At 39.9% G+C, this 24091-nt stretch carries 20 protein-coding genes and 10 tRNA genes; 22 read left to right on the top strand and 8 right to left on the bottom strand.

Annotated elements, in window-relative coordinates; all coding sequences use genetic code 11:
• Positions 1-11: 11 nt before the first annotated feature.
• Genes EU510_RS17785 through hemA form a run of 4 tightly spaced genes read right to left on the bottom strand, consistent with a single transcriptional unit; the run spans position 12 to position 4802 of the window.
• Complete coding sequence (locus tag EU510_RS17785; RefSeq protein WP_188085438.1) at positions 12-1556, bottom strand: response regulator; 1545 nt, start codon at positions 1554-1556, stop codon at positions 12-14.
• Positions 1557-1610: 54 nt separating this feature from the next.
• Positions 1611-2450, bottom strand: coding sequence for a peptide chain release factor N(5)-glutamine methyltransferase (prmC, locus tag EU510_RS17780; protein WP_149594567.1), 840 nt, complete (start codon positions 2448-2450; stop codon positions 1611-1613).
• 2 nt (positions 2451-2452) lie between these two features.
• The gene (prfA, locus tag EU510_RS17775) at positions 2453-3538 is read right to left on the bottom strand and encodes a peptide chain release factor 1 (RefSeq protein ID WP_002958554.1); all 1086 of its coding nucleotides are present in this window, start codon (positions 3536-3538) and stop codon (positions 2453-2455) included.
• A 7-nt stretch (positions 3539-3545) separates the two neighbouring features.
• The gene (gene hemA, locus EU510_RS17770) at positions 3546-4802 is read right to left on the bottom strand and encodes a glutamyl-tRNA reductase (RefSeq protein WP_175413900.1); all 1257 of its coding nucleotides are present in this window, start codon (positions 4800-4802) and stop codon (positions 3546-3548) included.
• 83 nt (positions 4803-4885) lie between these two features.
• Here hemA and lolB point away from each other — a divergent pair, with 83 nt between their 5' ends.
• The 16 genes from lolB (at position 4886) to EU510_RS17690 (ending at position 11570) form a co-directional block, all read left to right on the top strand.
• Positions 4886-5473 (top strand): lipoprotein insertase outer membrane protein LolB, encoded by a 588-nt coding sequence (gene lolB, locus EU510_RS17765; RefSeq protein WP_149594566.1) that lies wholly within the window; start codon positions 4886-4888, stop codon positions 5471-5473.
• A gap of 2 nt (positions 5474-5475) precedes the next feature.
• Positions 5476-6333, top strand: coding sequence for a 4-(cytidine 5'-diphospho)-2-C-methyl-D-erythritol kinase (gene ispE, locus EU510_RS17760; RefSeq protein ID WP_149594565.1), 858 nt, complete (start codon positions 5476-5478; stop codon positions 6331-6333).
• Between the two features lie 88 nt (positions 6334-6421).
• Positions 6422-7369 (top strand): ribose-phosphate pyrophosphokinase, encoded by a 948-nt coding sequence (locus tag EU510_RS17755; RefSeq protein WP_149594564.1) that lies wholly within the window; start codon positions 6422-6424, stop codon positions 7367-7369.
• A gap of 149 nt (positions 7370-7518) precedes the next feature.
• Positions 7519-8130 carry a 50S ribosomal protein L25/general stress protein Ctc gene (locus tag EU510_RS17750; protein WP_149594563.1) on the top strand — a complete coding sequence of 204 codons (612 nt, stop codon included), beginning with the start codon at positions 7519-7521 and terminating at the stop codon, positions 8128-8130.
• A 19-nt stretch (positions 8131-8149) separates the two neighbouring features.
• The gene (gene pth / locus EU510_RS17745) at positions 8150-8734 is read left to right on the top strand and encodes an aminoacyl-tRNA hydrolase (RefSeq protein ID WP_002958548.1); all 585 of its coding nucleotides are present in this window, start codon (positions 8150-8152) and stop codon (positions 8732-8734) included.
• A 53-nt stretch (positions 8735-8787) separates the two neighbouring features.
• On the top strand, positions 8788-9879 hold the full coding sequence (gene ychF, locus EU510_RS17740; protein ID WP_002958547.1) for a redox-regulated ATPase YchF: 1092 nt from the start codon (positions 8788-8790) through the stop codon (positions 9877-9879).
• 456 nt (positions 9880-10335) lie between these two features.
• Positions 10336-10412 (top strand) — tRNA-Met (locus tag EU510_RS17735).
• A 46-nt stretch (positions 10413-10458) separates the two neighbouring features.
• Positions 10459-10543: transfer RNA gene (locus tag EU510_RS17730), tRNA-Leu, on the top strand.
• Between the two features lie 39 nt (positions 10544-10582).
• A tRNA-Gln gene (locus EU510_RS17725) sits at positions 10583-10657 on the top strand.
• 5 nt (positions 10658-10662) lie between these two features.
• Positions 10663-10739 (top strand) — tRNA-Met (locus EU510_RS17720).
• A gap of 90 nt (positions 10740-10829) precedes the next feature.
• Positions 10830-10914: transfer RNA gene (locus tag EU510_RS17715), tRNA-Leu, on the top strand.
• Between the two features lie 40 nt (positions 10915-10954).
• Positions 10955-11029 (top strand) — tRNA-Gln (locus tag EU510_RS17710).
• Between the two features lie 71 nt (positions 11030-11100).
• Positions 11101-11185, top strand: a tRNA-Leu gene (locus EU510_RS17705).
• A gap of 39 nt (positions 11186-11224) precedes the next feature.
• Positions 11225-11299, top strand: a tRNA-Gln gene (locus tag EU510_RS17700).
• Positions 11300-11370: 71 nt separating this feature from the next.
• Positions 11371-11455 (top strand) — tRNA-Leu (locus EU510_RS17695).
• Between the two features lie 40 nt (positions 11456-11495).
• Positions 11496-11570, top strand: a tRNA-Gln gene (locus tag EU510_RS17690).
• A 40-nt stretch (positions 11571-11610) separates the two neighbouring features.
• On the opposite strand, the gene EU510_RS17685 is transcribed toward EU510_RS17690, so the two are convergent.
• Positions 11611-13194: a putative bifunctional diguanylate cyclase/phosphodiesterase gene (locus tag EU510_RS17685; protein ID WP_149594562.1), complete on the bottom strand. Its 1584-nt coding sequence runs from the start codon at positions 13192-13194 to the stop codon at positions 11611-11613.
• A 153-nt stretch (positions 13195-13347) separates the two neighbouring features.
• Positions 13348-14604, bottom strand: a complete 1257-nt coding sequence (locus EU510_RS17680) for an FAD-dependent monooxygenase (RefSeq protein ID WP_149594561.1) — start codon at positions 14602-14604, stop codon at positions 13348-13350.
• A 169-nt stretch (positions 14605-14773) separates the two neighbouring features.
• Between EU510_RS17680 and miaB the strand changes: the two genes are divergently transcribed.
• From miaB to lnt, 5 genes are read left to right on the top strand one after another with little or no spacing between them, the layout of a single operon-like run.
• Positions 14774-16222, top strand: coding sequence for a tRNA (N6-isopentenyl adenosine(37)-C2)-methylthiotransferase MiaB (gene miaB, locus EU510_RS17675; RefSeq protein WP_002958544.1), 1449 nt, complete (start codon positions 14774-14776; stop codon positions 16220-16222).
• A gap of 50 nt (positions 16223-16272) precedes the next feature.
• Complete coding sequence (locus EU510_RS17670; protein ID WP_149594560.1) at positions 16273-17331, top strand: PhoH family protein; 1059 nt, start codon at positions 16273-16275, stop codon at positions 17329-17331.
• A 4-nt stretch (positions 17332-17335) separates the two neighbouring features.
• Positions 17336-17794: an rRNA maturation RNase YbeY gene (gene ybeY / locus EU510_RS17665; RefSeq protein WP_149594559.1), complete on the top strand. Its 459-nt coding sequence runs from the start codon at positions 17336-17338 to the stop codon at positions 17792-17794.
• Between the two features lie 22 nt (positions 17795-17816).
• Positions 17817-18701 (top strand): CNNM family magnesium/cobalt transport protein CorC, encoded by an 885-nt coding sequence (corC, locus tag EU510_RS17660; RefSeq protein ID WP_149594558.1) that lies wholly within the window; start codon positions 17817-17819, stop codon positions 18699-18701.
• On the top strand, positions 18682-20232 hold the full coding sequence (gene lnt, locus EU510_RS17655; RefSeq protein WP_188085437.1) for an apolipoprotein N-acyltransferase: 1551 nt from the start codon (positions 18682-18684) through the stop codon (positions 20230-20232). The genes corC and lnt overlap by 20 nt, the downstream gene beginning before the upstream one ends.
• A 55-nt stretch (positions 20233-20287) precedes the next feature.
• Here lnt and EU510_RS17650 read toward each other — a convergent pair whose 3' ends face one another.
• Both EU510_RS17650 and EU510_RS17645 read right to left on the bottom strand, forming a co-directional pair.
• The gene (locus EU510_RS17650; RefSeq protein WP_262501249.1) at positions 20288-21874 is read right to left on the bottom strand and encodes a TIR domain-containing anti-phage reverse transcriptase; all 1587 of its coding nucleotides are present in this window, start codon (positions 21872-21874) and stop codon (positions 20288-20290) included.
• A gap of 246 nt (positions 21875-22120) precedes the next feature.
• On the bottom strand, positions 22121-23125 hold the full coding sequence (locus tag EU510_RS17645) for an RDD family protein (protein ID WP_149594555.1): 1005 nt from the start codon (positions 23123-23125) through the stop codon (positions 22121-22123).
• 163 nt (positions 23126-23288) lie between these two features.
• On the opposite strand from EU510_RS17645, the gene EU510_RS17640 reads away from it, so the two are divergent.
• Entirely contained in the window at positions 23289-24065 is a 777-nt protein-coding gene (locus EU510_RS17640; RefSeq protein WP_149594554.1) for a hypothetical protein, read from the top strand.
• Positions 24066-24091 lie beyond the last annotated feature (26 nt).

The raw sequence follows: 24091 nt of genomic DNA, 5'->3' as shown, positions 1-24091 counted from the left end.
TTAAAAATATTTTAGTCTGGAAAACGGCTTAATACCGTTTCTAATTCATCAAGTTTCTCGTTAAAAACATCTACAAGTTTAGGCTCAAAATGAGTCCCTTTTTGCGTGTTAATTTCGTCTACCACATTTTGTAGTGTCCAAGGCTCTTTATAACAGCGTTTATGTCTAAGTGCATCATATACGTCAGCTAAAGCAACTATTCGACCAAAAACATTAATGCTTTCACCTTTTAAGCCTTGAGGATACCCAGAACCATCCCACTTTTCGTGATGCTCTTTTGCAATAATGGCACCTGCACTGACAATTTCGTGCGGCGAATCTTTTAAAATAGTATAGCCTTTATCAGTATGGGTTTTCATCACTTCCCACTCTTGGGCGTCTAACTTTGCAGGCTTGTTTAATACCGCATCCGGAATGCCCACTTTACCTACATCATGAAGAGGCGACGCCAACCTCACTAAATCAGCATCATGCTTAGATAAACCATAGCCCTGCGCTAAAATATGACAAATATGTGCTACACGCTTAACATGATTACCCGTCTCGGTTGAGCGCTGCTCAACGGCTTCACTTAACCTATATACAAGCTCTTGTTGAGTTGCTTCTATTTCAGACTGAAGTTGTACATTTTCAAATGCGAGTTGCACGTTTTGAGAGAAAATCTTAATTAAATGACGCTGAGTATCCGTTAAATCCCTTGGAATACCTGATATAAATAGCATCGAATTATGATTGTACTCACTGCTACAATACGCGAATAAGTAGTTATCTTTATAAATAATACTTTTTTCATTAAGCGCCTGATGACATGCACTTAACTGTTCAGCTTGTAATACCTCATCGAGCTCTTTACCTTCACTTTTTTCAAAGTCACCGGTACCCGAGCAAACAATTAATTTTTTATTATTTTGTGTTTCAGGATTTTGCGCAACTAAAGTAGTTGCATACATGGCTTGATCAGCAATACCTAATAAGGATGTTAATTGCTGCATAACGCCTTCAATAAAGTTTTCTATTGAATGAGCTGAGAATATATCGCGAGACGCTATAATTATTTTTTCAAGCCCTTCACGTGACTGCTCTATTGAAATAATATCGCGGTACGAGCGTAAGCTCGACATAATTACAGTAAATAGTTTTTGAGCGGTCAGCTCTGTCTTTGATTTGTAATCGTTAATGTCATAATTAATAATTACTTGGCGCTCAGGAGCCTGTCCAGGCTGCCCTGTTCTTAAAATAATCCGTATATGATTATTTTTAGCCTCTTCGCGAATAAACTTCGCAACTTGCAAACCGGCATCATCGGTTTCCATTACTACATCAAGTAGCACAATTGCTGCATCTGGATGCTCTTTTATGAGCTCTTTGGCTTCAGCACCCGAATAAGCACTGATAAATTCTAAGCGTTTATTTTGAAACTCAAAATCACTCAACGCTAGTTTTGTAACAGCATGAACTTCAGGTTCGTCATCAACAATTAATACTTTCCAGGTACCGTGCTCAATCTCATCGATTGTCTCTTCTGGCTCATCTGAAAATAAAAAATCACCCATCATAGTCGAAATTCCTTCATGGCATTATTTAACGCACTAGTAAGCAATTATTATTCTTTAGGGCCACTGTGCAAGTGTTACACGGTCATTATTACCAAGGTCTTTCACTGTTTTAATATTAACAAACGCCATTTTTTCAAAGAAATGACGAACAGCTGCACCTTGCTCAAAACCGTGTTCTATTAAAAGATAGCCATTAGATAACAAATAGTCACGTGATTGTGTAATTATTTGTTTAATATCAGACATTCCGCAATCATCAGCCACTAAGGCCGACAAAGGCTCAAAGCGCACATCACCCTGATTTAAATGTATATCGCTACTTTCTATATAAGGAGGGTTAGTGACAATTAAATTGAATTTTTCGCCATGCAACTCACTAAACCAGTTACTTTGTTTAACGTGCACGTTATTAATCGCCAATCGCTGCTGATTACGTGTAGCAAGTGCAACAGCATCGCTTACTCTATCTACAGCCGTAATTTGCCAGTTAGGCATTTCACTGCCCAGTGCTAACGCAATTGCACCAGTACCTGTGCCTAAATCAAGTACTCTAGCTGTCGTAGATACAGCCACTTCAAGTGCTTGTTCTACTAACGTTTCGGTATCTGGTCGAGGTATTAGGGTCATTGAGTTAACTTCAAGCGATAAGCTCCAAAATTCACGCAGTCCAGTTATATGGGCTACGGGTTCACCTTTTAAACGTCTTTGAATAAATACATTAAATTGCGATTGTTGCTCATCACTAAGCGCATGTTCTGGCCAAGTAAAAAGGTAACTGTGAGGTTTTTGAAGAATATGAAGGAGTAAAACTTGTGCATCTAATTTAGCACTTTCGCTGCTAGATGCTAATAAATCAGCACCTGCAGCAATTGCTTGTTCAAGAGTGTGAGCCACAATTACTCGTCGCCCATGGCCGCAAGTAAGTCAGCTTGATGCTCTTGCATTAATGGGTCAATAATCGCACTTAAATCACCGGCTACCACTTCGTTTAAACGATAAAGTGTTAAGTTAATACGGTGATCGGTAATACGACCTTGCGGGTAGTTATAAGTACGAATACGCTCAGAACGATCGCCACTACCTACCAAGTCACGACGTTCAGAAGCTTCTGCCGCATGGCGTTTTTCATCTTCAGCTTGTTGCAGTCGAGCTGCAAGTACTGACATCGCTTTAGCGCGGTTTTTATGCTGCGAACGCTGATCCTGACACTCAACCACAACACCGGTAGGTATATGTGTAAGTCGAATAGCAGAATCAGTTTTATTTACGTGCTGACCACCTGCGCCTGATGCGCGAAATGTATCAACTTTTAAATCGGCTGTATTAATTTGTATCGCTTCAGCTTCCGGTACTTCTGCCATAACAGCAACAGTACAGGCTGAGGTATGAACACGACCTTGTGATTCAGTCTCAGGCACACGCTGTACGCGGTGTACGCCTGATTCAAACTTTAATTGGCCGTAAACGCCTTCACCACTAATATTGGCAATAACTTCTTTGTAACCGCCATGCTCACCTTCATTGGTGCTTACAACTTCTACTTTCCATTTTTTATTTTCTGCGTAGCGGCTGTACATACGGAATAAATCACCAGCAAAGATAGCCGCTTCATCGCCGCCCGTCCCTGCACGTACCTCAACAAACACGTTGTTGTTATCTCTCGGATCTTTTGGCAACATTAATACTTGAATTTGATCTTCAATCACTAGTATTTGTGCTTTTGCTTCTTTATATTCTTCTTGCGCCATTTCACGCATTTCAGGGTCAGAATCTTTAAGCATTTCTTCTGCACTGGCTAAATCGTCTTGCGTTTCTTTATAGTTTAAAAACGTTTTTACAATCTCTTCAAGCTCAGAATACTCTTTTGAAAGCGCACGAAAACGGTTTTGATCACTAATGACCGACGGGTCGCTTAGCAGCGCTTGTACTTCTTCGTAACGCTCTACTAAGGTTTCTAATTTATTATAAACAGACTCTTTCATTTAACGGTTATTCCTGATCAATACCTAACATTTTTTTCAACTGGTTTAGCTGCGCCACTTCACCTTTTTTCGCTGCATCTTGTATTGCACGGGTAGGCGCGTGCATTAAGCGATTGGTTAATTTATTGGCGAGCTCTAATATAATTTTTTCTGCATCTTTACCTGTATTTAGCTGACTAACAGCACGCTCTACAAGTTCAGACTTAATTGTTTGTACATCGTTTCGATAATGGCGGATTAAATCTACCGAATCGAGTGAACGCATCCACATTGCAAATTCTTTGGTGCGTTCAGTAATAATTATTTGCGCTTGCTGTGCAGCTTGCTCGCGCGCTGCCATATTCTCGCTTACAATGGTTTGTAAGTCATCAACGGAATATAAATAGGCAGCATCTAGCTCCCCAACTTGGCTTTCTATATCACGCGGAACCGCTATATCTATAAATAGCATAGGTTTGTGACGTCGCTGCTTTAGCGCCTGCTCAACCACCCCTTTACCAATAATAGGCAGAGTGCTGGCTGTAGAACTAATCACTATATCGGCTTTATGCAAACGCTCAGGCAATTGCGCCAAAGCAATCACATCTGCCGACACTTCGTCAGCTAAATTACGAGCTCGCTCAATAGTTCTATTTGCAACAGTGATATTTTGAGGCTCATTTTGGTATAAATGTTTAGCAACCAATTCAATGGTTTCACCTGCGCCAATTAATAACACATTGGTCTTATCAAGTTTGCCATAAATATGCTTTGCCAAGTTGACTGCAGCAAACGCAACCGATACCGCACTTGCGCCAATATCGGTTTCAGTTCTAACTTGTTTCGCTACCGAAAATGTTTTTTGAAACAACCTATCAAACGTAACACCTACTGCATCGTGGTTTTTAGCACTAAAAAACGATTGCTTTATTTGCCCCAGAATTTGCGGTTCACCCAACACTAAAGAATCCAACCCACACGCCACGCGCATTAAGTGATTAATAGCATCGTTATCTTCGTAGCAATAAATATTTTTGCTCAGTTCATGTTCATCCAAACCATGGAAACTGGCAAGCCAGCTCAACAGTGTTTGGGAATTTTGCTGAGCGAGGCTACAATAGATCTCGGTTCGATTGCAGGTAGACACAATAACCGCTTCATTAAAGTCGGCATGGCCACTTAATTGTTGCAACGCCTCTGAAATTTGCTCAGGCGAAAAAGCCACTTTTTCACGTAATTCTACGGATGCGGTTTTGTGATTTATACCTAGTGCTATTATGGTCATATTTGCCAAATATTGCTGAGCCCTACTTCAAAGGCAGTAATTTTACCAAAAATCAGCGGAATATGGAAAGTAAGGAACAACATTTGATTCGACAATATTTAATTTTATTCATGTTTTTTTTGTTTTTAGGTGGCTGTGCTCATCAAATTGATACAAAAACAACACTTTATGATGATTGGAAACCACGTTTAGCTGCTCAAAAAACTTGGCAAGTAGAAGGTAAACTAGCATTTATTAGCCCACAAGAGCGTCAATCTGCAAACTTAAATTGGCAGCAAACAACAAATTCTAATAATTTAATACTGACTACTTTTATTGGTACTCGTATTTTGTCGCTTAAACAAACAGCTAACGGTGCTGAATTAGAGTTTGACGGTGAACAATACTTTGATACTAACGCTGCAGAGCTTTTAAAAAGATTAACGGGTTTTACACTACCGGTTGATAATGCCGATAACTGGCTCAAAGGCACTATTAACGATGAAAGTTTAATTGTTGATGAGCTTGGGCGTGCAAAGCAAGTATTGTGGTTTGATAATACAGGCAAAAAATGGCAAATAGATTATGGTACTTATATACAAAACGCTGGTTACTGGTTACCTACTAAACTAACGTTAAAGCACCAACAAATAAAAATTAAAATTCAACTATACGATTGGCAGTTTAAATAAGTATGAACAACAAAACCTCTTTTTCACTTATTGCCCCGGCAAAACTCAATTTATTTCTACATATTAATGCTCGCCGAGAAGATGGCTATCATGAACTTGAAACCTTATTTACTTTTTTAAATTTTGGTGATGAGTTGCATTTTGAGTTAACAACAGATGGGAGTATTTCTGTCGGTGGTGATACTAAAAACATCCCTCTAAATGATAATCTCATCTATAAAGCGGCTTTATTATTACAAACACACTGTAAAACCTCTTTGGGTGTAAAAATAAATTTAATTAAGCGCTTGCCGATGGGGGGCGGTGTTGGAGGAGGTTCATCTGACGCTGCAAGTACTTTATTAGCCCTAAATAAGTTATGGAAATTGGCACTAAATCTAGAAACACTAGCTCAATTAGGGCTCAAGTTAGGGGCAGATGTTCCCGTGTTCATACAAGGTCAAAGCGCCATAGCGCACGGTATTGGTGAAAAACTACACCATGTAAAACTTGAACAAAAATGGTACTGCGTTGTACACCCAAATCAACATGTAAGTACCGCAAAAATATTTACACATCCAGATTTAAAACGCGACACACCAAAAATAATAGGTGACTGGAAACACCATACTTTGACCAACGATTGTGAGCCATTAGTTAAAAAGCTTTGCCCCGAGGTTGAAAAAACCCTCCAGTGGTTGCTAAAATACGCACCGTCGAAGATGACCGGAACAGGTTCATGTTGTTTTGTCGAATTTGCTAGTCAAGTTCAAGCACAAGATGTACTTGAAAATCTCCCCCATACTTGGCAGGGTTTTGTGGCTTCAAGCGCAAATGTCTCMCCTGCTCATACGGAGTTAACCGCCATATTCGATCAATGAAGTAACGTACAAGTAATCATAAGTTAACCCGCAGTGATATTTATCATTGCTCGTTAGTCCAAATATTCAGTGCCTGAGGAACCCTACCGTGCCTGACATGAAGCTCTTCGCTGGTAACGCAACACCTGAGTTAGCTCAAAAAGTTGCAAAACGTTTATATATTGAATTAGGCGATGCTGTTGTTGGCCGTTTTAGCGACGGTGAGATCAGTGTTCAAATAAATGAAAATGTTCGTGGCTCGGACGTTTTTATCTTGCAATCAACCTGTGCCCCTACAAACGATAACCTAATGGAACTTATCGTTATGGTTGATGCTCTACGTCGTGCATCTGCAGGTCGTATTACTGCCGTCATTCCTTATTTTGGTTATGCGCGCCAAGACCGTCGTGTACGTTCTGCTCGTGTTCCAATTACCGCTAAAGTTGTTGCCGATTTCTTATCAAGTGTAGGTGTTGACCGTGTCCTTACGGTTGATTTACATGCGGAACAAATCCAAGGCTTCTTTGATGTACCAGTAGATAACGTATTTGGCAGCCCTGTATTACTTGAAGATATGGAAGAACGCGACTTTGAAGACGTCGTTGTTGTATCTCCAGATATCGGTGGTGTTGTACGTGCCCGTGCAATTGCAAAACTACTAAACGATACCGATTTAGCCATTATTGATAAACGTCGCCCACAAGCAAACGTTTCTCAAGTAATGCATATTATTGGTGATGTTGAAGGCCGTGATTGTATTATCGTAGATGATATGATTGATACCGGGGGTACGTTATGTAAAGCCGCTGAAGCACTAAAAGAACATGGCGCTAAGCGTGTATTTGCATACGCAACGCACCCTATTCTTTCAGGTAAAGCAGCAGAAAACCTACGTGACTCAATGATTGACGAAGTAATTGTAACTGACTCAATTCCGCTATCTGACGAGCTTAAAGCCCTTGATAAAATAAAGGTACTTACGCTTGCTGACATGTTAGCAGAGACTATTCGTCGTATTAGTAACGAAGAATCTATCTCAGCGATGTTTGAACACTAAAATTAAACATTCCTGAATATAAAAGCGCCTTTTGGCGCTTTTTTTGTAAGCGATGTTTATTTTGTCTGGGCGTGGTGGTATGATAGCGCGCCTTTTGGCTAGGGACCTTGGTCGCAAAGGCCCTACACATTTAAATAACTGGAGACATCATGTCTAACAAAACTTATACGTATAACGCTGAACTTCGCGTAGAAACTGGTACTGGTGCGAGCCGCCGCCTACGTCGCGAAGACAAAGTTCCTGCAATCCTTTACGGAGCTGATAAAGAAGCTTTATCTCTTACTTTTGCTCATAAAGATATGATCAAAGCTCAAGAAGACGAAGGTTTCTACACGCATATCCTTACGCTTAACGTTGATGGCGAAGCTGTTGAAGTAATCTTAAAAGATATCCAACGTCACCCATTCAAGCCTAAGCTTACTCACCTTGATTTCCAACGTGTAGATGCTACTCATAAATTTCAAACTAAAGTTCCTCTTCACTTCATCGGTGAAGATATTGTAACTAAAGCTGGCGCAACTGTTGTTCACCAGTTAACTGAAGTTGAAATTACGTGTCTTCCAAAAGCACTTCCAGAATTCATTGAAGTAGATGTTTCTAAGTTTGTTGTTGGCGATTCAGTTCATATCTCTGACCTAACTTTCCCTAAAGGCGTTAGCTCTGTAGATTTAGCTAAAGGCGAAGGCCATGATCAGTCTATCCTGACTATCAAAGCAAACAAAGCAGCTCCAGTTGAAGACGACGCTGCAGCAGCAGAATAATATTTAAGGTCTCGCAACCTTGAATTCTATTCAAATGCTTGTGGGCCTGGCTAATCCAGGCCCCGAATACGCAAACACACGCCACAATGCAGGTGCTTGGTTCATCGAGCAAATCGCTGCACGCTATAACTGCACTCTAAAACACGATCCTAAATATCACGGCCTTACAGGCAAAGTGATCATTCAAGGCCAAGAATTCAAATTATTGATCCCCACTACTTACATGAATTTAAGTGGTAAAGCGGTCAGTAGTTTAGCTAATTTTTTCAAAATCCCTGTCGAGGACATCTTAGTTGCCCATGACGAATTGGATTTAGACCCAGGCGTTGCCAAATTAAAAAAAGGTGGCGGGCATGGCGGTCATAATGGTTTAAAAGACATTATTGCAAAAATGGCAAATCAAAAAGACTTTATGCGCTTGCGCATTGGTGTAGGTCATCCGGGGCATCGTGAAATGGTAACTGGTTGGGTGCTTGGAAAAGCGGCCAAAGAAGACCAAGAAAAAATGGATGCTGCTGTTGATGAAGCAGTTCGTTGCATGGAAATACTTGCAAAAGATGGTGTGTTAAAAGCACAAAACAGACTACATTCGTTTAAACCCTAGTAACTTGGGTCCAAGTACACCGTTTAAACGAATTCTAAACAAGGTATCTTACTATGGGTTTTAAATGTGGCATCGTTGGCTTGCCTAACGTTGGTAAATCAACGCTTTTCAATGCACTAACTAAAGCGGGTATTGAAGCCGCTAACTTTCCTTTTTGTACCATTGAGCCTAATACAGGTGTGGTACCTGTGCCAGATCCTCGTCTAGACGAACTTGCTAAAATTGTTAATCCTCAACGAGTTCTTACCACTAGTATGGAATTTGTAGACATTGCTGGCTTGGTAAAAGGCGCATCTAAAGGTGAAGGCCTTGGTAACCAGTTTTTAGCTAACATTCGTGAAACCGATGCAATTGGCCACGTAGTTCGCTGTTTTGAAGATGAAAACATCATTCACGTAGCAGGCACTATTGACCCTGCTGACGATATTGACGTAATCAACACTGAGTTAGTACTTGCTGATATGGATAGCGCTGAAAAAGCCCTTTTCCGTAATGCAAAAAAAGCAAAAGGTGGTGATAAAGATGCTAAAGAGCAAAATGCCGTACTTGAAAAAGTAAAAGTGCATCTTGATGAAGGCTTAACTTTACGCGCTTTAGCCTTAACTAAAGAAGAAAAAGCAGCAATCAGCTCTATCAACTTCTTAACTATTAAACCAACTATGTATATTGCAAACGTTGCTGAAGATGGTTTTGAAAATAATCCATACCTTGATCGTGTACGCGCTATTGCTGCAGCTGAAGATGCGATTGTTGTTCCTGTATGTGCTGCTATCGAATCTGAGCTTTCAGAATTAGATGACGAAGACAAGCTTGAGTTTATGGCTGATCTTGGCTTAGAAGAGCCCGGTCTTAATCTTGTTATTCGTGGTGGTTATGAATTACTACAATTACAAACTTATTTCACTGCGGGTGTTAAAGAAGTGCGTGCATGGACAATCCCTGTAGGTGCAACAGCGCCACAAGCAGCGGGTAAAATCCATACCGACTTCGAGCGTGGCTTTATTCGTGCGCAAACGATTGCTTTTGACGACTTTGTTGCCTTTAAAGGTGAAAGCGGCGCAAAAGAAGCAGGTAAGATGCGTCAAGAAGGTAAAGAGTACATTGTTAAAGACGGCGATGTAATGAACTTCTTGTTCAACGTATAAGTCAAATTAAACCAAATTAGCATTGGTAATAATTTTAAAGGCTCGTTTTTACGAGCCTTTTTTGTACCCCCAACGTTATAAACTTATAAAATTGATATAAACCCAACTTAAATAACTACGTTTAATCTAAAAAAACACACTGCGCAGAAGATAAAACCTCAATAATTAAGTACCTCTTAAACAAATTAATGTTAAGAATTAACAAGAGCGTAATAATTTGTTGAATAATCAAACAGCTTCAAACTATTGGTTTTGCTTTTTTTTTATTTAGCGACAAATTTTGTATGTGAATTGCACTCAAAAAATCATCATTTTTATTAAAATTTAGCCGCTTAGCTTAATTTTCCTGCAAACAAACACAGTTAAGTGTTTTTTTGCAAAAAAGGTGTTGACGAATTTGGGTCATATCAGCATAATACGCCCCGCACTCAGCGATGAAGTGCTAACAAAAAAGATGGCTAAGTAGCTCAGCTGGTTAGAGCACATCACTCATAATGATGGGGTCACAGGTTCAAATCCCGTCTTAGCCACCATATTTTTTTGTTGCTCAATGAAGAGTTTAAAATAACTACCTTGTGTGCGGGAGTGGCGGAATTGGTAGACGCGCTGGATTTAGGTTCCAGTATCTTAGGATGTGAGAGTTCAAGTCTCTCCTTCCGCACCATAATTCTTGATAAGAATTAAAACTATCAATTGTTATTGTTGGGATATCGCCAAGCGGTAAGGCACCAGGTTTTGATCCTGGCATTCCCAGGTTCAAATCCTGGTATCCCAGCCAACAATGGCTAAGTAGCTCAGCTGGTTAGAGCACATCACTCATAATGATGGGGTCACAGGTTCAAATCCCGTCTTAGCCACCATTTCTTCTTTTAGAAGTGGCTCTGCAAGAGTTAAATTGCAGCTCAATGAAGAGTTTAAAATAACTACCTGTGTTTTATAACACAAACGATGCGGGAGTGGCGGAATTGGTAGACGCGCTGGATTTAGGTTCCAGTAACTTCGGTTGTGAGAGTTCAAGTCTCTCTTTCCGCACCATGTTCTTGATACGAACTAAAAATATCAATTAATTCTTAGTTGGGATATCGCCAAGCGGTAAGGCACCAGGTTTTGATCCTGGCATTCCCAGGTTCAAATCCTGGTATCCCAGCCAACTTCTTCTACCAAGGAAAGTTGGATAAAAGAATAACTCTTGCTTAGAGTTTAAATGAGCAAATTAGTAATGCGGGAGTGGCGGAATTGGTAGACGCGCTGGATTTAGGTTCCAGTATCTTAGGATGTGAGAGTTCAAGTCTCTCCTTCCGCACCATGTTCTGATAAGAACTAAAATTATAAAAGAATTCTTTGTTGGGATATCGCCAAGCGGTAAGGCACCAGGTTTTGATCCTGGCATTCCCAGGTTCAAATCCTGGTATCCCAGCCAACTTCTTCTACCAAAGAAAGTTGAATAAAAGAATTACTCTAGCTTAGAGGTTAAATGAGCACATTAGTGATGCGGGAGTGGCGGAATTGGTAGACGCGCTGGATTTAGGTTCCAGTATCTTAGGATGTGAGAGTTCAAGTCTCTCCTTCCGCACCATGTTCTTATTAAGAACTAAAATTAATATCAAATTTATAGTTGGGATATCGCCAAGCGGTAAGGCACCAGGTTTTGATCCTGGCATTCCCAGGTTCAAATCCTGGTATCCCAGCCAATTTGACTTCTTCTCTAAAACTTCTCAACAATCATTAAATTCAGCTTACTTTCTCTGTACTTAAATATGTATTTATAAATTCGTCGATACTTATCGGTTTGCTATATAAATACCCTTGTAAATAATCACAGTTCATACTCAATAACGCTTGCTCTACTTCTTTGGTTTCTATTCCTTCAGCAACTACATCGCAATTTAATCGGCCTGCTAAAAACAATGTAGATTCAACAATGGCGTAATCAGGTGAATTAGTTAGCATATCTTTGACAAATGACTGATCAATTTTTATTTGATTAATTGGCAGCTCTCTTAATAATGACAATGACGAAAACCCAGTACCAAAATCATCAACACTAAATTTAAACCCGCGCATACTCAACTGTTGCATCATTTTTCTAGCAGCCGGAATATTTGTCATCATTGCGCCTTCTGTAATTTCAAAAATTAACGAGTCACTTAATGTAGGGTCGGTTGCGAGTAAATTAATTATAAAATCGTAAAACTCACTGCTTTCAATATCTTTCGTTGATAAGTTGACATGTATAGTACCGATAAAACCAAATAGCTTGAGCTTTCTAATATGATTAACGGCTTCTTGTACAACCCATTTCGATAAAGGAAAAATAAGCCCTGTACGCTCAGCTACGGTTATAAACTTTTCAGGACTAATAAAGCTACCATCATCTTGCGGCCATCGGATAAGCGCTTCTAGTCCATGTAATTGCAGATCTTTAGAGTCCATTATGGGTTGTAAATAAAGCTCAAACTCATCTTTATGTAATGCCACTTTAATTTTGGCTGATAAATCAAAAAAGTCCTCAGCTTGTTTACCTATTGCAGATGAGTAATTTACCAAAGGTTGAAATGTTTTTTTTGCTTCATGCAATGCCAAGTCAGCTTTTTTTAATAATTGATCTGGCAATCGGCTATCATCAGGAAAACGGCTTACACCTATACTTAATTGTATTTTAACCATTTGTTCATTTGTACAAAACGGACTTTTGACGGCTGAGTTTATAATGTTTACACAATAATTCATGCTTTCATCTGTATCGGTATGCAATAAAAAAGCAAACTCATCGCCACCTATTCGATACAACTTAGCAATGCCGCATAATTCTTTATTTAGTTTATTAGCAAATGCTGTCAAGAGTTGGTCACCACACTGATGCCCAAATGCATCATTAATTTGTTTAAAGTTGTTTAAGTCGATATAAAATAGTGAAAATGGGGAAGGATATTCAACTTGTTTACTTAAAGATTTAAAAAACTTATCGCGGTTAGGTAAGGTTGTTAAGTTATCGTGCTCAGTTTGATATTTTTGATACTGCGTTGCTTGTTCTATTTTAAGGATACTTTTTAAACTCAGTTTGACAACCAAGAAAACAAACCCTGCACCACCAAATAATATTGTGGCAACTGCATTTCTTATTATTGCTGCAGTATCGTAGTTCGAAAAGTAATAAAGTATCCACCAATACCCCAGAATAAAACAGACAATAGCGCATAACAGGACACTCCACGCTCTTTGCGATGTTTTTTTGCAAACTTTAAAGGTTGTTTTTAGGCTAGCTACAAGTAATAGCACACCTAACATAATCATTACTGTAAAAAAATTATCCACACACAGGCTCTTTAAAGTTATTTAATTGCGATTTAGTGAAGTTACACCGTTAAGTTAAAACCATGTTCGATATAGCGCATCACGACCTGCCCATCTAAAAAACAGACATAAAAAAAGGCTCATAAATGAGCCTTTCTAATATTTACTTTAAATTTAGTCTAAATCACCGCTAATTGCGTATTTTAAAACCCAGTTTTTTATAGGGCCTGTATTATTAGCCATTTTTAAAAACTGGCTGCGCGCCCATTTCAGTGGCGTAATTTGATTAGAAAAACCAAAGTAACACGCATCCATCATGCTCATCATTAATAAGTTAGCCCTGCGGCGAGCTCGCTCGTATTCTTTGAGTTTAAGCGGGCAACCTATATCTCCCGCATTGTCTAAAACCTCAGCAAGTGCTACTACATCCTGAAAACCTAAGTTTACCCCCTGCCCTGCAAGCGGATTAATTGTATGTGCAGCGTCACCGACTAAAACTAAGCGCCCTTGTGAATAGCTGTTAGCATGTTGGCGAGTAAGCGGAAATACTGCATGGGTTTGTACTTCAAAGTCTCCAGCAAGTTCTGGAAACTTATTAAGTATATGCGTTTTTAGTTCAGCTGGTGTTAGCCCTTTAAATGCTTGTAGTGTATTTGCATCATCGTACCAAATTAAATTAGCGTACGGTGCCTGCATTGGCAAAAATGCGAGTGGCCCACTTGGCGTAAACTGTTGCCATGTTTTTACCTGCTGCGGCGCATCAAGCTTTATAAGTACACCCATACAATGTTGTTGATACTGCCATCCGGTTACACCAATATTAGCTTTAGCACGCAGCTGCGATTGTCCACCATCGGCGGCAATTACTAAATCAGCTGTATAGGTTTGCATTCCGTACACAAGCGTAATTAAATCATCCGTTTGCTCTATTTTAGTAATAGGTGTGGCTTGTTCAATAACCTCAATCTTATAATGCCCAAATTGCTGCCACAAACTTGCTTGAATTAAACTATTTTCAATTAAGTGGCCTAAATGCGTGGTATTTATATCGGCGCAGTCAAACAATAAATTATCATCCCCACGCTCAAATGCCTCTAATTGCTCATAAGGCGCTATGCGGTTTTGCCTTAAAAGCGGCATTGCTCCTAATTCATCAAGTAAATTTTCTGAAAAACGATTAATAGCCGACACTCTAATATCCACCTTATCACTACTAAGAATGTGTGATGGGTCTATTAGATGTTTTTCGATTATGCGAACGCCAAAACCCTGCTGAGCCAACTTTATCGCCATAGCCGCGCCAACCATGCCACCGCCAACTACTATCACATTATTTTTAGTCATGTTTTTCATCATTTTATTATTACTTGAATCTGTTTTGATTGTATCAAAATTAATTTGTTTTATACCAGAGGATATCCCTGACAGCACATTAAACTAGCCTTGTATTGATTTGAGATCACAAACATGAAAACTATACTTGGATCTGGACGGGTATCCAGCTAAAATACGCCTCCTTTAAGTGAGCATGCTTGCTCCTTAATCCTGTTTCAAGCACATTTTTGTGCCACTATCGAATTGAACACGAGGCAATATTTCAATGAGCAAAAAGCTGCATATTAAAACCTGGGGTTGTCAGATGAACGAATACGACTCTCAGAAAATGGCTGAACTTTTAGATGCCACCAACGGCTACCAGCTAACTGAAGATGCAACAGATGCCGACGTAATCTTACTTAACACCTGTTCAATTCGTGAAAAAGCGCAAGAAAAAGTATTTCACCAATTAGGTCGTTGGAAGTTGTTAAAAGACGACAAGCCAGATTTAATTATTGGTGTAGGTGGTTGTGTTGCCTCACAAGAGGGTGACTCTATTCGCCAGCGTGCGCCATTTGTTGATGTTATTTTTGGTCCGCAAACATTACACCGTTTACCAGAAATGATTAAACAAGTGCAAGGCGACAAAGGCTCATCAGTTGTTGATATTTCATTCCCAGAGATTGAAAAATTTGACCGCCTGCCAGAGCCAAAAGCAGATGGGCCATCTGCTTTCGTATCAATTATGGAAGGCTGTTCTAAGTACTGTACGTTTTGTGTTGTACCTTATACTCGCGGTGAAGAAGTTAGCCGCCCAGTAGATGACGTACTACTTGAGGTTGCACAACTTGCAGAGCAAGGCGTACGTGAAGTAAATCTTTTAGGTCAAAACGTAAATGCATACCGCGGCGATACGCACGATGGCGAAATTTGTTACTTCTCTGATTTAATTCGTCTTATTGCAGCTATTGATGGTATTGACCGTATTCGTTACACCACATCGCACCCGGTAGAATTTACCCCAGATATAATCGACGTTTACGCCGATGTACCAGAGCTTGTAGATCACTTACATTTACCAGTACAAAGTGGTTCAGACCGTATATTAAACCTAATGAAACGTGGCCATACGGCAATTGAATACAAATCGACAATCCGTAAGTTACGCAAAATTCGCCCTAACTTAAGCATGTCGTCAGATTTCATTATTGGTTTCCCTGGCGAAAGCAAAGAAGACTTTGAAGCAACTATGAAGCTTATTAGCGACATTGGTTTTGATATGAGCTTTAGCTTTATTTACAGTGCACGCCCAGGTACGCCAGCGGCAGATTTACCAGATGACGTAACAGAGCAAGAGAAAAAAGAACGCTTATACTTACTACAAAACCGTATTACACAAATGGCGCAACAAATTAGTCGTCAAATGTTCGATACAGAGCAACGTATACTTGTTGAAGGTCCTTCTAAAAAGAACCCTATGGAATTACGCGGCCGTACCGAAAACAATCGTGTAGTAAACTTTGTTGGCCCGCACACAGTGATCGGACAGTTTGTTGATGTACGTATTACCGAGGCGCTACCTAACTCTTTACGTGGTGACTTAATTCGTACAGAATCAGAAATGAACTTACGACGCGAAGTCGCTCCTTCAGCTATTTTAACTAAAGCTGCAGCTGCAGAGCCAAAACCAGACACTGTTAACGAAATTGGCGTAGCTACTTTCGTTCCTTAGTCACACAATTAGCGCCAGTTAACGCTGGCGCAGTACTATAGGAAGCAATTTTGAGTAATCAGTTAAAAACATTAGAGATTTATTTAGAACCTGCCGATAACAAACGCCTCTCTTCTTTATGTGGCCCGTTTGACGAAAACATCAAACAAATTGAACGCCACCTGGCTGTTGAAATAATTCACCGTGACAACTTTTTTAAAGTAACTGGTAAACTACACAACTGCGCCGGCGCTGTAGAAATCTTAAAAAACCTTTATGTTGATACTCAACCAGTTCGTGGTGTTTTAGGCGAAATAGAACCCGACGCCGTTCATTTAGCTATTACCGAATCAAAAGCCTTAGAGCAAGATGCATCCAGCAGCGCTTACGGCAAAGAAATGGTTATTAAAACTCGCCGTGGTGTTATTAAACCACGTAACGACAACCAAGGTGTTTATGTGGCTAATATTTTAAACCACGACATTACCTTTGGTATAGGCCCTGCTGGTACTGGTAAAACCTACCTTGCAGTTGCAGCCGCCGTCGACGCCCTTGAGCGCCAAGAAATACGCCGTATATTATTAACACGCCCTGCTGTAGAAGCTGGCGAAAAGCTCGGCTTTTTACCAGGCGATTTAAGTCAAAAAATAGACCCATACCTGCGCCCTCTTTACGATGCTCTTTTTGAAATGCTAGGTTTTGAAAAAGTAGAAAAGCTTATCGAAAAAAATATCATCGAAGTCGCACCGCTTGCTTACATGCGCGGACGTACTCTAAACGATGCCTTTATTATTTTAGATGAAAGCCAAAATACCACCGCCGAGCAAATGAAAATGTTTTTAACCCGTATAGGGTTTAACTCAAAAGCGGTTATTACAGGCGATATTACACAGGTCGATTTACCTCGTGGCACACGCTCAGGCCTTCGCCATGCAATTGAAGTGCTTGATGGCGTAAAAGAAATTAGCTTTAACTACTTTAAAGCCCATGACGTAGTTCGTCACCCTGTTGTAGCACGCATAGTTGAAGCCTACGAGCGTAACGACGAAAGCGAGCGACTTAAGCGCATTGAAAAGCAAAATGCAAAAGATGCACTCGTAGCTCTTCAACTGCCTACTACTAAAGAGTAATACTTTGACAACCGAACTTGATTTACAAATAGCCTGTGAGTTTGACAACCTCCCAAGCGAAGAACAATTTGCACTATGGGCCGACAAAGCCCTTAGCCAATACCGTGACGAGTCAGAACTCAGTATCGTTATTAGCGACGAAGCGCAATCGCAACAACTTAATAACGACTATCGCGGTAAAAATAAACCGACCAACGTACTGTCGTTCGAATTTGAAGCACCACCAGGAATAGATATTCCCTTGGTTGGTGATTTAATTATTTGCCCAGCCATTGTATTAGCTGAAGCAATTGAGCAAGAGAAGTCATTTCATGACCACTTTGCCCACATGGTTATTCACGGATGCTTGCATTTGCTTGGATTTGACCATATAAAGAGTGAAGACGCTTTTGAGATGGAAAGCATCGAAAAGCAAATACTTGCAGAGCTAAACATAGCAGACCCATACCGGGACGATATTTAAATTAACGGAGCAATTAGACGCAATGAGCGACGGTAACTCGCAATCTAGCCAGGGTTCTTCTGGCAAAACGTGGTTGGGCAGAATAGCCCAAATGTTGCAAGGGGAACCCCAGAATAGAGATGAGCTGGTCGAAGTTATTGCCGATGCGCAAGAACGAGACGTAATCGATCCTGAAACAAAAGAGATGATAGAAGGTGTGCTTGGCGTGTCTGAGCTTAAAGTGCGAGACATAATGGTCCCGCGCTCACAAATGATCACCCTTGAGATCGACAGCCCGCTTGAAGAGCTAATTCCAATGATGGTTGACTCAACTCACTCACGCTTTCCTGTGGTGATTGAAGATAAAGATCATGTAGAAGGGATATTACTCGCAAAAGATTTACTGCCACTGATCTTAAATAAAGACGAGCATTTACCATCAATACGCGATTACTTACGCCCAGCAATGGTAGTACCTGAAAGCAAACGCGTAGATACCCTACTAAACGAATTTCGTCAGCAACGCTACCACATGGCTATTGTTATTGACGAATACGGCGGTGTATCGGGCCTTGTGACAATCGAAGACATTCTTGAAATAATCGTTGGCGAAATCGAAGATGAGCATGACGAAGAAGAAGATCAACAAGATATTCGACAGCTTGCTAAGCACGTATACGTAGTACAAGCGCTTACCCCTGTAGATGACTTTAACGAGTACTTTAAAACAGGTTACAGCACCGACGAAGCCGACACCATTGGCGGCACTGTATTACATGCATTTGGCCATATGCCAAGTCGCGGTGAAACAATAGACATAGAAGGTTATCAGTTTAAGGTAACCAACTCTGACAATCGTCGTATCTTACAACTGCAAGTCACCGTACCTAAGGTTGATGAAAACGACAGTGAAGACTCTGCTAACTAAACTCACCCTGTTAGCAAAAGATAAAAAAGCATGGCTCGCACTTATTGCGGGCCTTGTTTTAACTTTTGGCTACGCCCCCTTTGAAATTTGGCCCATTGTATTTTTTAGCCTTGGTACCATAATTTTTTGCGTTAATCCTAATAATACCGGTAAAGCACACGCAAAAACCGCCGCTAAATATGGCTTTATATTTGGCCTAGGCTGGTTTGGTGCGGGCATAAGCTGGGTACATGTTTCTATTGCCACCTTTGGCGGTATGCCGCTTATAGCGTCGCTCTCGTTAATGGCTTTTTTGTGCTCATACTTAGCATTATTCCCCGCCCTTGCCTTTTGGGCAACTACACGCTTTGCCAGTGGCCCTAAAAGCTTTGGCGCATTACTAATTGCCTGCTTTGCAATTAGTGAATATTTACGTGGCACCGTACTTACCGGTTTCCCGTGGCTAAGTTTTGGCTATACACAAACCGACGGACCACTCAGGCTGCTTGCCTCTTATATTGGCGAGTTTGGCCTAACCCTCGTGTGTATCGCAATTGGTTTTGCACTTTATCGCTTAACCCAAAAAGATTTTAAAACCCCAGCGGTTACTGCTACAGCTGTTGCGCTTATTTTTACAGGTGCGCAAAGCACTGGCACCGTACATTACTCAGATAAAAACATGTCAGTATTGCTCGTACAAGGCAACATACAGCAGCACCTGCGCTTTGAGCCAAGTGAGTTTTGGACCACAATGAGCAAATATCAAGACATGACGCGCCCACATTGGGATGCCGACTTAATAGTATGGCCAGAAGCCGCCGTGCCTGAAATAGAAATGCTTGCTGATTCCTACCTAGCCAATTTAGACAGTGCAGCCTCGTTTAATAACACCGCCCTTGTAACCGGTATTGTTGACTACCAACGCGACACCAAAAATATATTCAACACGCTTATTGTGGTCGGTAATAAAGAACGCGGCGACGAGCATGGGCATTATCATTACCTTGATAAAAACCGCTATCAAAAACACCAACTATTACCTATTGGCGAATTTGTGCCGTTTCAAGACTTTTTGCGCCCTATTGCTCCGTTATTCGATTTACCTATGTCATCGTTTACCCGTGGCGACAAAGTGCAAAACAACTTGCGTGCCAATGGCTATAACTTACTCCCTGCTATTTGCTACGAGATTGTTTTTTCCGACTTAGTCCGCGGTAATTACAAAAGCGACTCTGACTTACTTTTTACGGTAAGTAACGATGCCTGGTTTGGCGACTCCATTGGGCCTTTGCAACATATGCAAATAGCCCGTATGCGCGCGCTCGAGCTACAACGCCCTCTAGTACGTGTTACCAACAATGGTGTAAGCGCCGTATATGACCCTATAAGCCACACACAACAAACCATGCCTCAGTTTGAAGCTACCATATTGAAAGCCAACATTAAGCTTATAAAAGGCGACAGCGTGTACAGCCAATACGGCAATATGTTTGTGTGGGGATTTGTGTTTTTGATGGGTGTTGTTGGGTTTGGGGTGAGATTTAGAAAATAAACTTTTATCTTACAGTGATTCCAAAGCGTTTATTCTTACTAGAATCACTGTAAATTTATTTTACCGTTAATAAAGACTCAATCTTATCTGAGATTTCTTCGATATTATCTTTATATCCGACAAAGAGTTTATCTGCCAAAAGAGGTAGTTGACTAACTAAAGCGTCTCCATCTCCAACCATGAGAGGTAATAGCTTTGTATTATCAGCCCCTATCTCTGCTGATAAAACAGCATTGAGCTCTTTCATAGGCCAAGATTTTTTTACTGAATCCTCTGATATTATTGCAATAACATATTTAGATTTTTGAAGCGCTGTATTAATTTTTGCTACAAGAGAGTCCCCCCAATTTATCGCGAAACAATCTATAAATGCATTTATATTACGCTTTTTAAGAGACTCATATAGAGGCAAAGCCACACTTTCTTTATCTTCACTCGCATGGCAAATAAAAACATCATACATTTCGAATATACCTTTTAATTTATTGATAAATGCAAGTGGGTTGTTATCTAGTTCCAAAACCTTTTTACATAATGTTAAGTATGGGGAATGATCCTCACCTCTAACCATTCTTATAAAGCTTAAGTTGCCATAGACAGCTCTTTTATATATAGACCCATCTAGCTTACTCATATCAATTTCAGATTTTTCTGCATGATATCGTACTTTGATAAAGCGTTTTTCAGCTTCAATTAAGTTTTTCCCCCATTCATTTATCATTGCTCTAGTTTTACGAATGAATTTACGGTTTATATTAACACCCTTATTTACAACTAACCCAGTCACCTCCTGTCTTTGCGATTTATGCTGCAACCTAGTTTTCTTATGGTTAATCGAAAAACCAGAGCTAATAACAGCCGCTTCTAGAACATTCCCGACCTTATAAATATATTGCTCATCACCTAATTTAGATTTTTCAATAATAGCTTGTGAAAAGGGCTTATTACTTGAAAAAGTAATATCATCAGCGTATCTCGTGTAGACTAAATGAAACTTTTTAGCTATTTTTGTTAGCTTCCGGTCTAAACTAGTAGATGCTAAATTAGAAAGAACTGGTGATGTAGAGGCACCTTGGGGCAGTCTTCCTTTGTAAGTACAAATTTGGGCAAGAACTGTTGCAGCTGGTACGCCCATATTAAATGGTACACTTTTAAATATTCCTTGCACCCGCCCAAAATTAACTGAATGAAAGAAATCTTTTAAGTCAATGTTTAATACAAACGCCTTTTTTTTATGTTGTTCTGCATTGGAAATAATACCTTTCCCATTCCCCACGAAACCATGTACTGGTTTCTTAACTCTATAGTGAGCTTCAATTAAAGGTTTAACTTTATCTTGTAAAATTTTAACAGAGCTACAAGGGCTTTCAATAGCTCGATCCTCCCCTGATTTCTTTTTTACACTAAAGCTTTTATAGTTTTGATTTTGAGAATATAAAATATATAAAAGCTGGCCTACAGGAAGCTCTAAAATATTGGCTACATCATTATCTGTTTGCAAACCTAGAAATTTTTGTTGTGAGAAATTAAGTTCACGAGTTAAATGAGGGGAAAGTATCGGGTTCTTCCATGTATATCCTGAGCCACTGATGATCTTTTTTGGCTCAAATAAATTTAAGTGAAATAAGAAATTATTCAACATATTTATCAATTAACATCCATGTGGTTATAGCGGCTTCAACCCAATCACTTTGCGCACTTTGAGAAAGTAATCAGATAATTTCAAGCAATCTGATACAGTTGACATAGGCGTATCTTACCCTGAGTTCCTAATCTAAAGCGGTAACAACTTCAGACATTTTGGGTCGAAACCAACAAAATAATACACTAAAAATAGCATTATTGATAAGTTCAAACTAAAAAGTTTTTAAATTATTTGCATTTTAATCTAACACTGAACCTGCTCTTCTACCGTTTCAACATTTACAACTTGATTCAAGTTGCCTTTAATAACCACAGTGGCTGATATTTTATCTTGAATGGCTTGCCTGTTTGGATCCCAATATATCTGTAAAAACCCTAATAACCCCGTAGCAAAGCCGGCACCGTAGCCGCCGTAGCGACCAAAACAATCTAATAAACCTAATGGCTCACCGCTTAGGGCGACAACACGGATATTACAAACCTTTTTACCCGGTGTTTGGCCGCGCCAAAGTAACGAGAACAACGTAAAGTAAACAGCAGCCCAGCCAAAACCTAAGCCCAAGTCTTGAATAATGCCTTTGCTCCACTGCAAAATACTAGTTGTTTGTGCTGGTTTTTCTTCTATTAACTGTGCAGGCTTTATTTCGTTATTTTCACTGAGCACTAATAGTTGTAAAAGTACGATAGCAAGTTGTGGGCTTTGTAGGTCGTCCATTTCTGCTAATTTGGGGACTTCCCCTATTAAATTATCAAGCGCGTTTTGTTGGCAAGGTTGCTCACAGCTGTCATCGGCTGTTTGCGCTAAATAAGTATTTACCCGTTGTTTTTCTGCGGCGGTAAGCTGTATTTCATCTTGTATTTTTACGCCCTGAACAGCTAAACCTTGATCAGCCTTATCGTCTTCTAGGTAATCTATACCAATTGAAAGCACAGTAAGTGCGCTTACAAATAAAATACTTGCTGCCGTTATTTTTAAGATTCTTCGCCACACATTCGACATTTTTGGAAGGTATTGCTGCGCCGTGCCTTTATAAAAGGCCATTGCCGCAACAAATGCTATTAGAGCCGCGCTAAGCTTGGCCGCTAAAAATATCAGCGCAACATCAATAATAATAGCTAGTGCACGCTGAATAGGTGTAGCTAAAGGTAAGCCCAGTAAAGCGCTGTCAATTTTAAAAGCGTAGGGTGTAATAACTTCTCGGGTTTCAGAATTTGATAATTCTAATTGTTCTATTTCTGTGGCTTTCATTTATTTTCTTGTTATTAAAATAGGTAACCCGGTTAACTTACGCGTTTTTTATTTTTTGCTCAAGGTAAACCTAAAGCAAACAAAACAACGACAACGCTTAACTGTTAATGAACTAAATGAAATTTAATTACTCTTAACAGCACTATTAAGTTGAGGGTTTGGTGTGAATAAAGGGAATGCATGGCCGTGGGTTATCTCGTTGTGTATACACGCTATTGTGTTGTACTTTTTGTTTTCGCAATCAATTGAAGTTGCGCCGCCAAAGGAGGAAAAAAGCACAATAATACAGGCCTATGTCACGGTTAATTTAGCAAGCCTACCTAAGCCAAGCTCAGTTGTTACAACAACCAATGCGCCTGATATAGAACCTGTAAATACTAAAACTGATGCACCAAATGCAGTGACCTCTAACACTACACCTATAAAAAAAGATTCTACAAAAGCCAAAGTAAAGGTGGCTAAAAAAACGCAAGCCAAAACCACCACGTTACCAAAGGCACAAACAGAGCTTAAAAAAGAGCCCGTAAAATCTGTTGACCCCGAGTTAGCTGCGCCTTCAGAGCCTACAACAAAAGCCTCTCAAACATTTAAAAAGCTAAATCCATACGCGCCGCTATTTGGCTCTCCTGTAAATAATATGGCTCATAAAAGAATCGTCTCCTTTGGTGAAGGTAAAGGCTCTACAAATGATGAGATAAACAATAAGCTCATTATTAAAACGCCAATAAAATCGGATAATTCAGAAGTTATTAGCCAAAATACAACAGGCACACGGCGATTAGAAAAATTTAACGGTAAATGCTATTTAATTGATACCTCGACCGTATTTGGTAGTAATGGCATGCCTCAAGGTAGCGGTAAACCCTGTCCTGAGGATAAAACGGATAAAGAAATTATGTTTGAAAAAATCATGAAAAAATGGAGCCGTAAAAATAATTAGCTTTAAATAAGTGAACAAATAATATG

The sequence above is a fragment of the Pseudoalteromonas sp. FUC4 genome (assembly GCF_008370255.1).
Classification (GTDB): Bacteria; Pseudomonadota; Gammaproteobacteria; order Enterobacterales; family Alteromonadaceae; genus Pseudoalteromonas.
Note: the sequence above shows the minus strand (reverse complement) of the source record. Positions and strands in the feature narration are given on the sequence as shown.

Excerpts from the sequence above, each read along its gene's own strand:
- miaB (WP_002958544.1), top strand. The coding sequence starts at position 14,774 with ATGAGCAAAAAGCTGCATATTAAAACCTGGGGTTGTCAGATGAACGAA.
- EU510_RS17785 (WP_188085438.1), bottom strand. The coding sequence starts at position 1,556 with ATGATGGGTGATTTTTTATTTTCAGATGAGCCAGAAGAGACAATCGAT.
- corC (WP_149594558.1), top strand. The coding sequence starts at position 17,817 with ATGAGCGACGGTAACTCGCAATCTAGCCAGGGTTCTTCTGGCAAAACG.
- EU510_RS17750 (WP_149594563.1), top strand. The coding sequence starts at position 7,519 with ATGTCTAACAAAACTTATACGTATAACGCTGAACTTCGCGTAGAAACT.
- EU510_RS17650 (WP_262501249.1), bottom strand. The coding sequence starts at position 21,874 with ATGTTGAATAATTTCTTATTTCACTTAAATTTATTTGAGCCAAAAAAG.
- hemA (WP_175413900.1), bottom strand. The coding sequence starts at position 4,802 with ATGACCATAATAGCACTAGGTATAAATCACAAAACCGCATCCGTAGAA.
- prfA (WP_002958554.1), bottom strand. The coding sequence starts at position 3,538 with ATGAAAGAGTCTGTTTATAATAAATTAGAAACCTTAGTAGAGCGTTAC.
- ychF (WP_002958547.1), top strand. The coding sequence starts at position 8,788 with ATGGGTTTTAAATGTGGCATCGTTGGCTTGCCTAACGTTGGTAAATCA.
- EU510_RS17645 (WP_149594555.1), bottom strand. The coding sequence starts at position 23,125 with ATGAAAGCCACAGAAATAGAACAATTAGAATTATCAAATTCTGAAACC.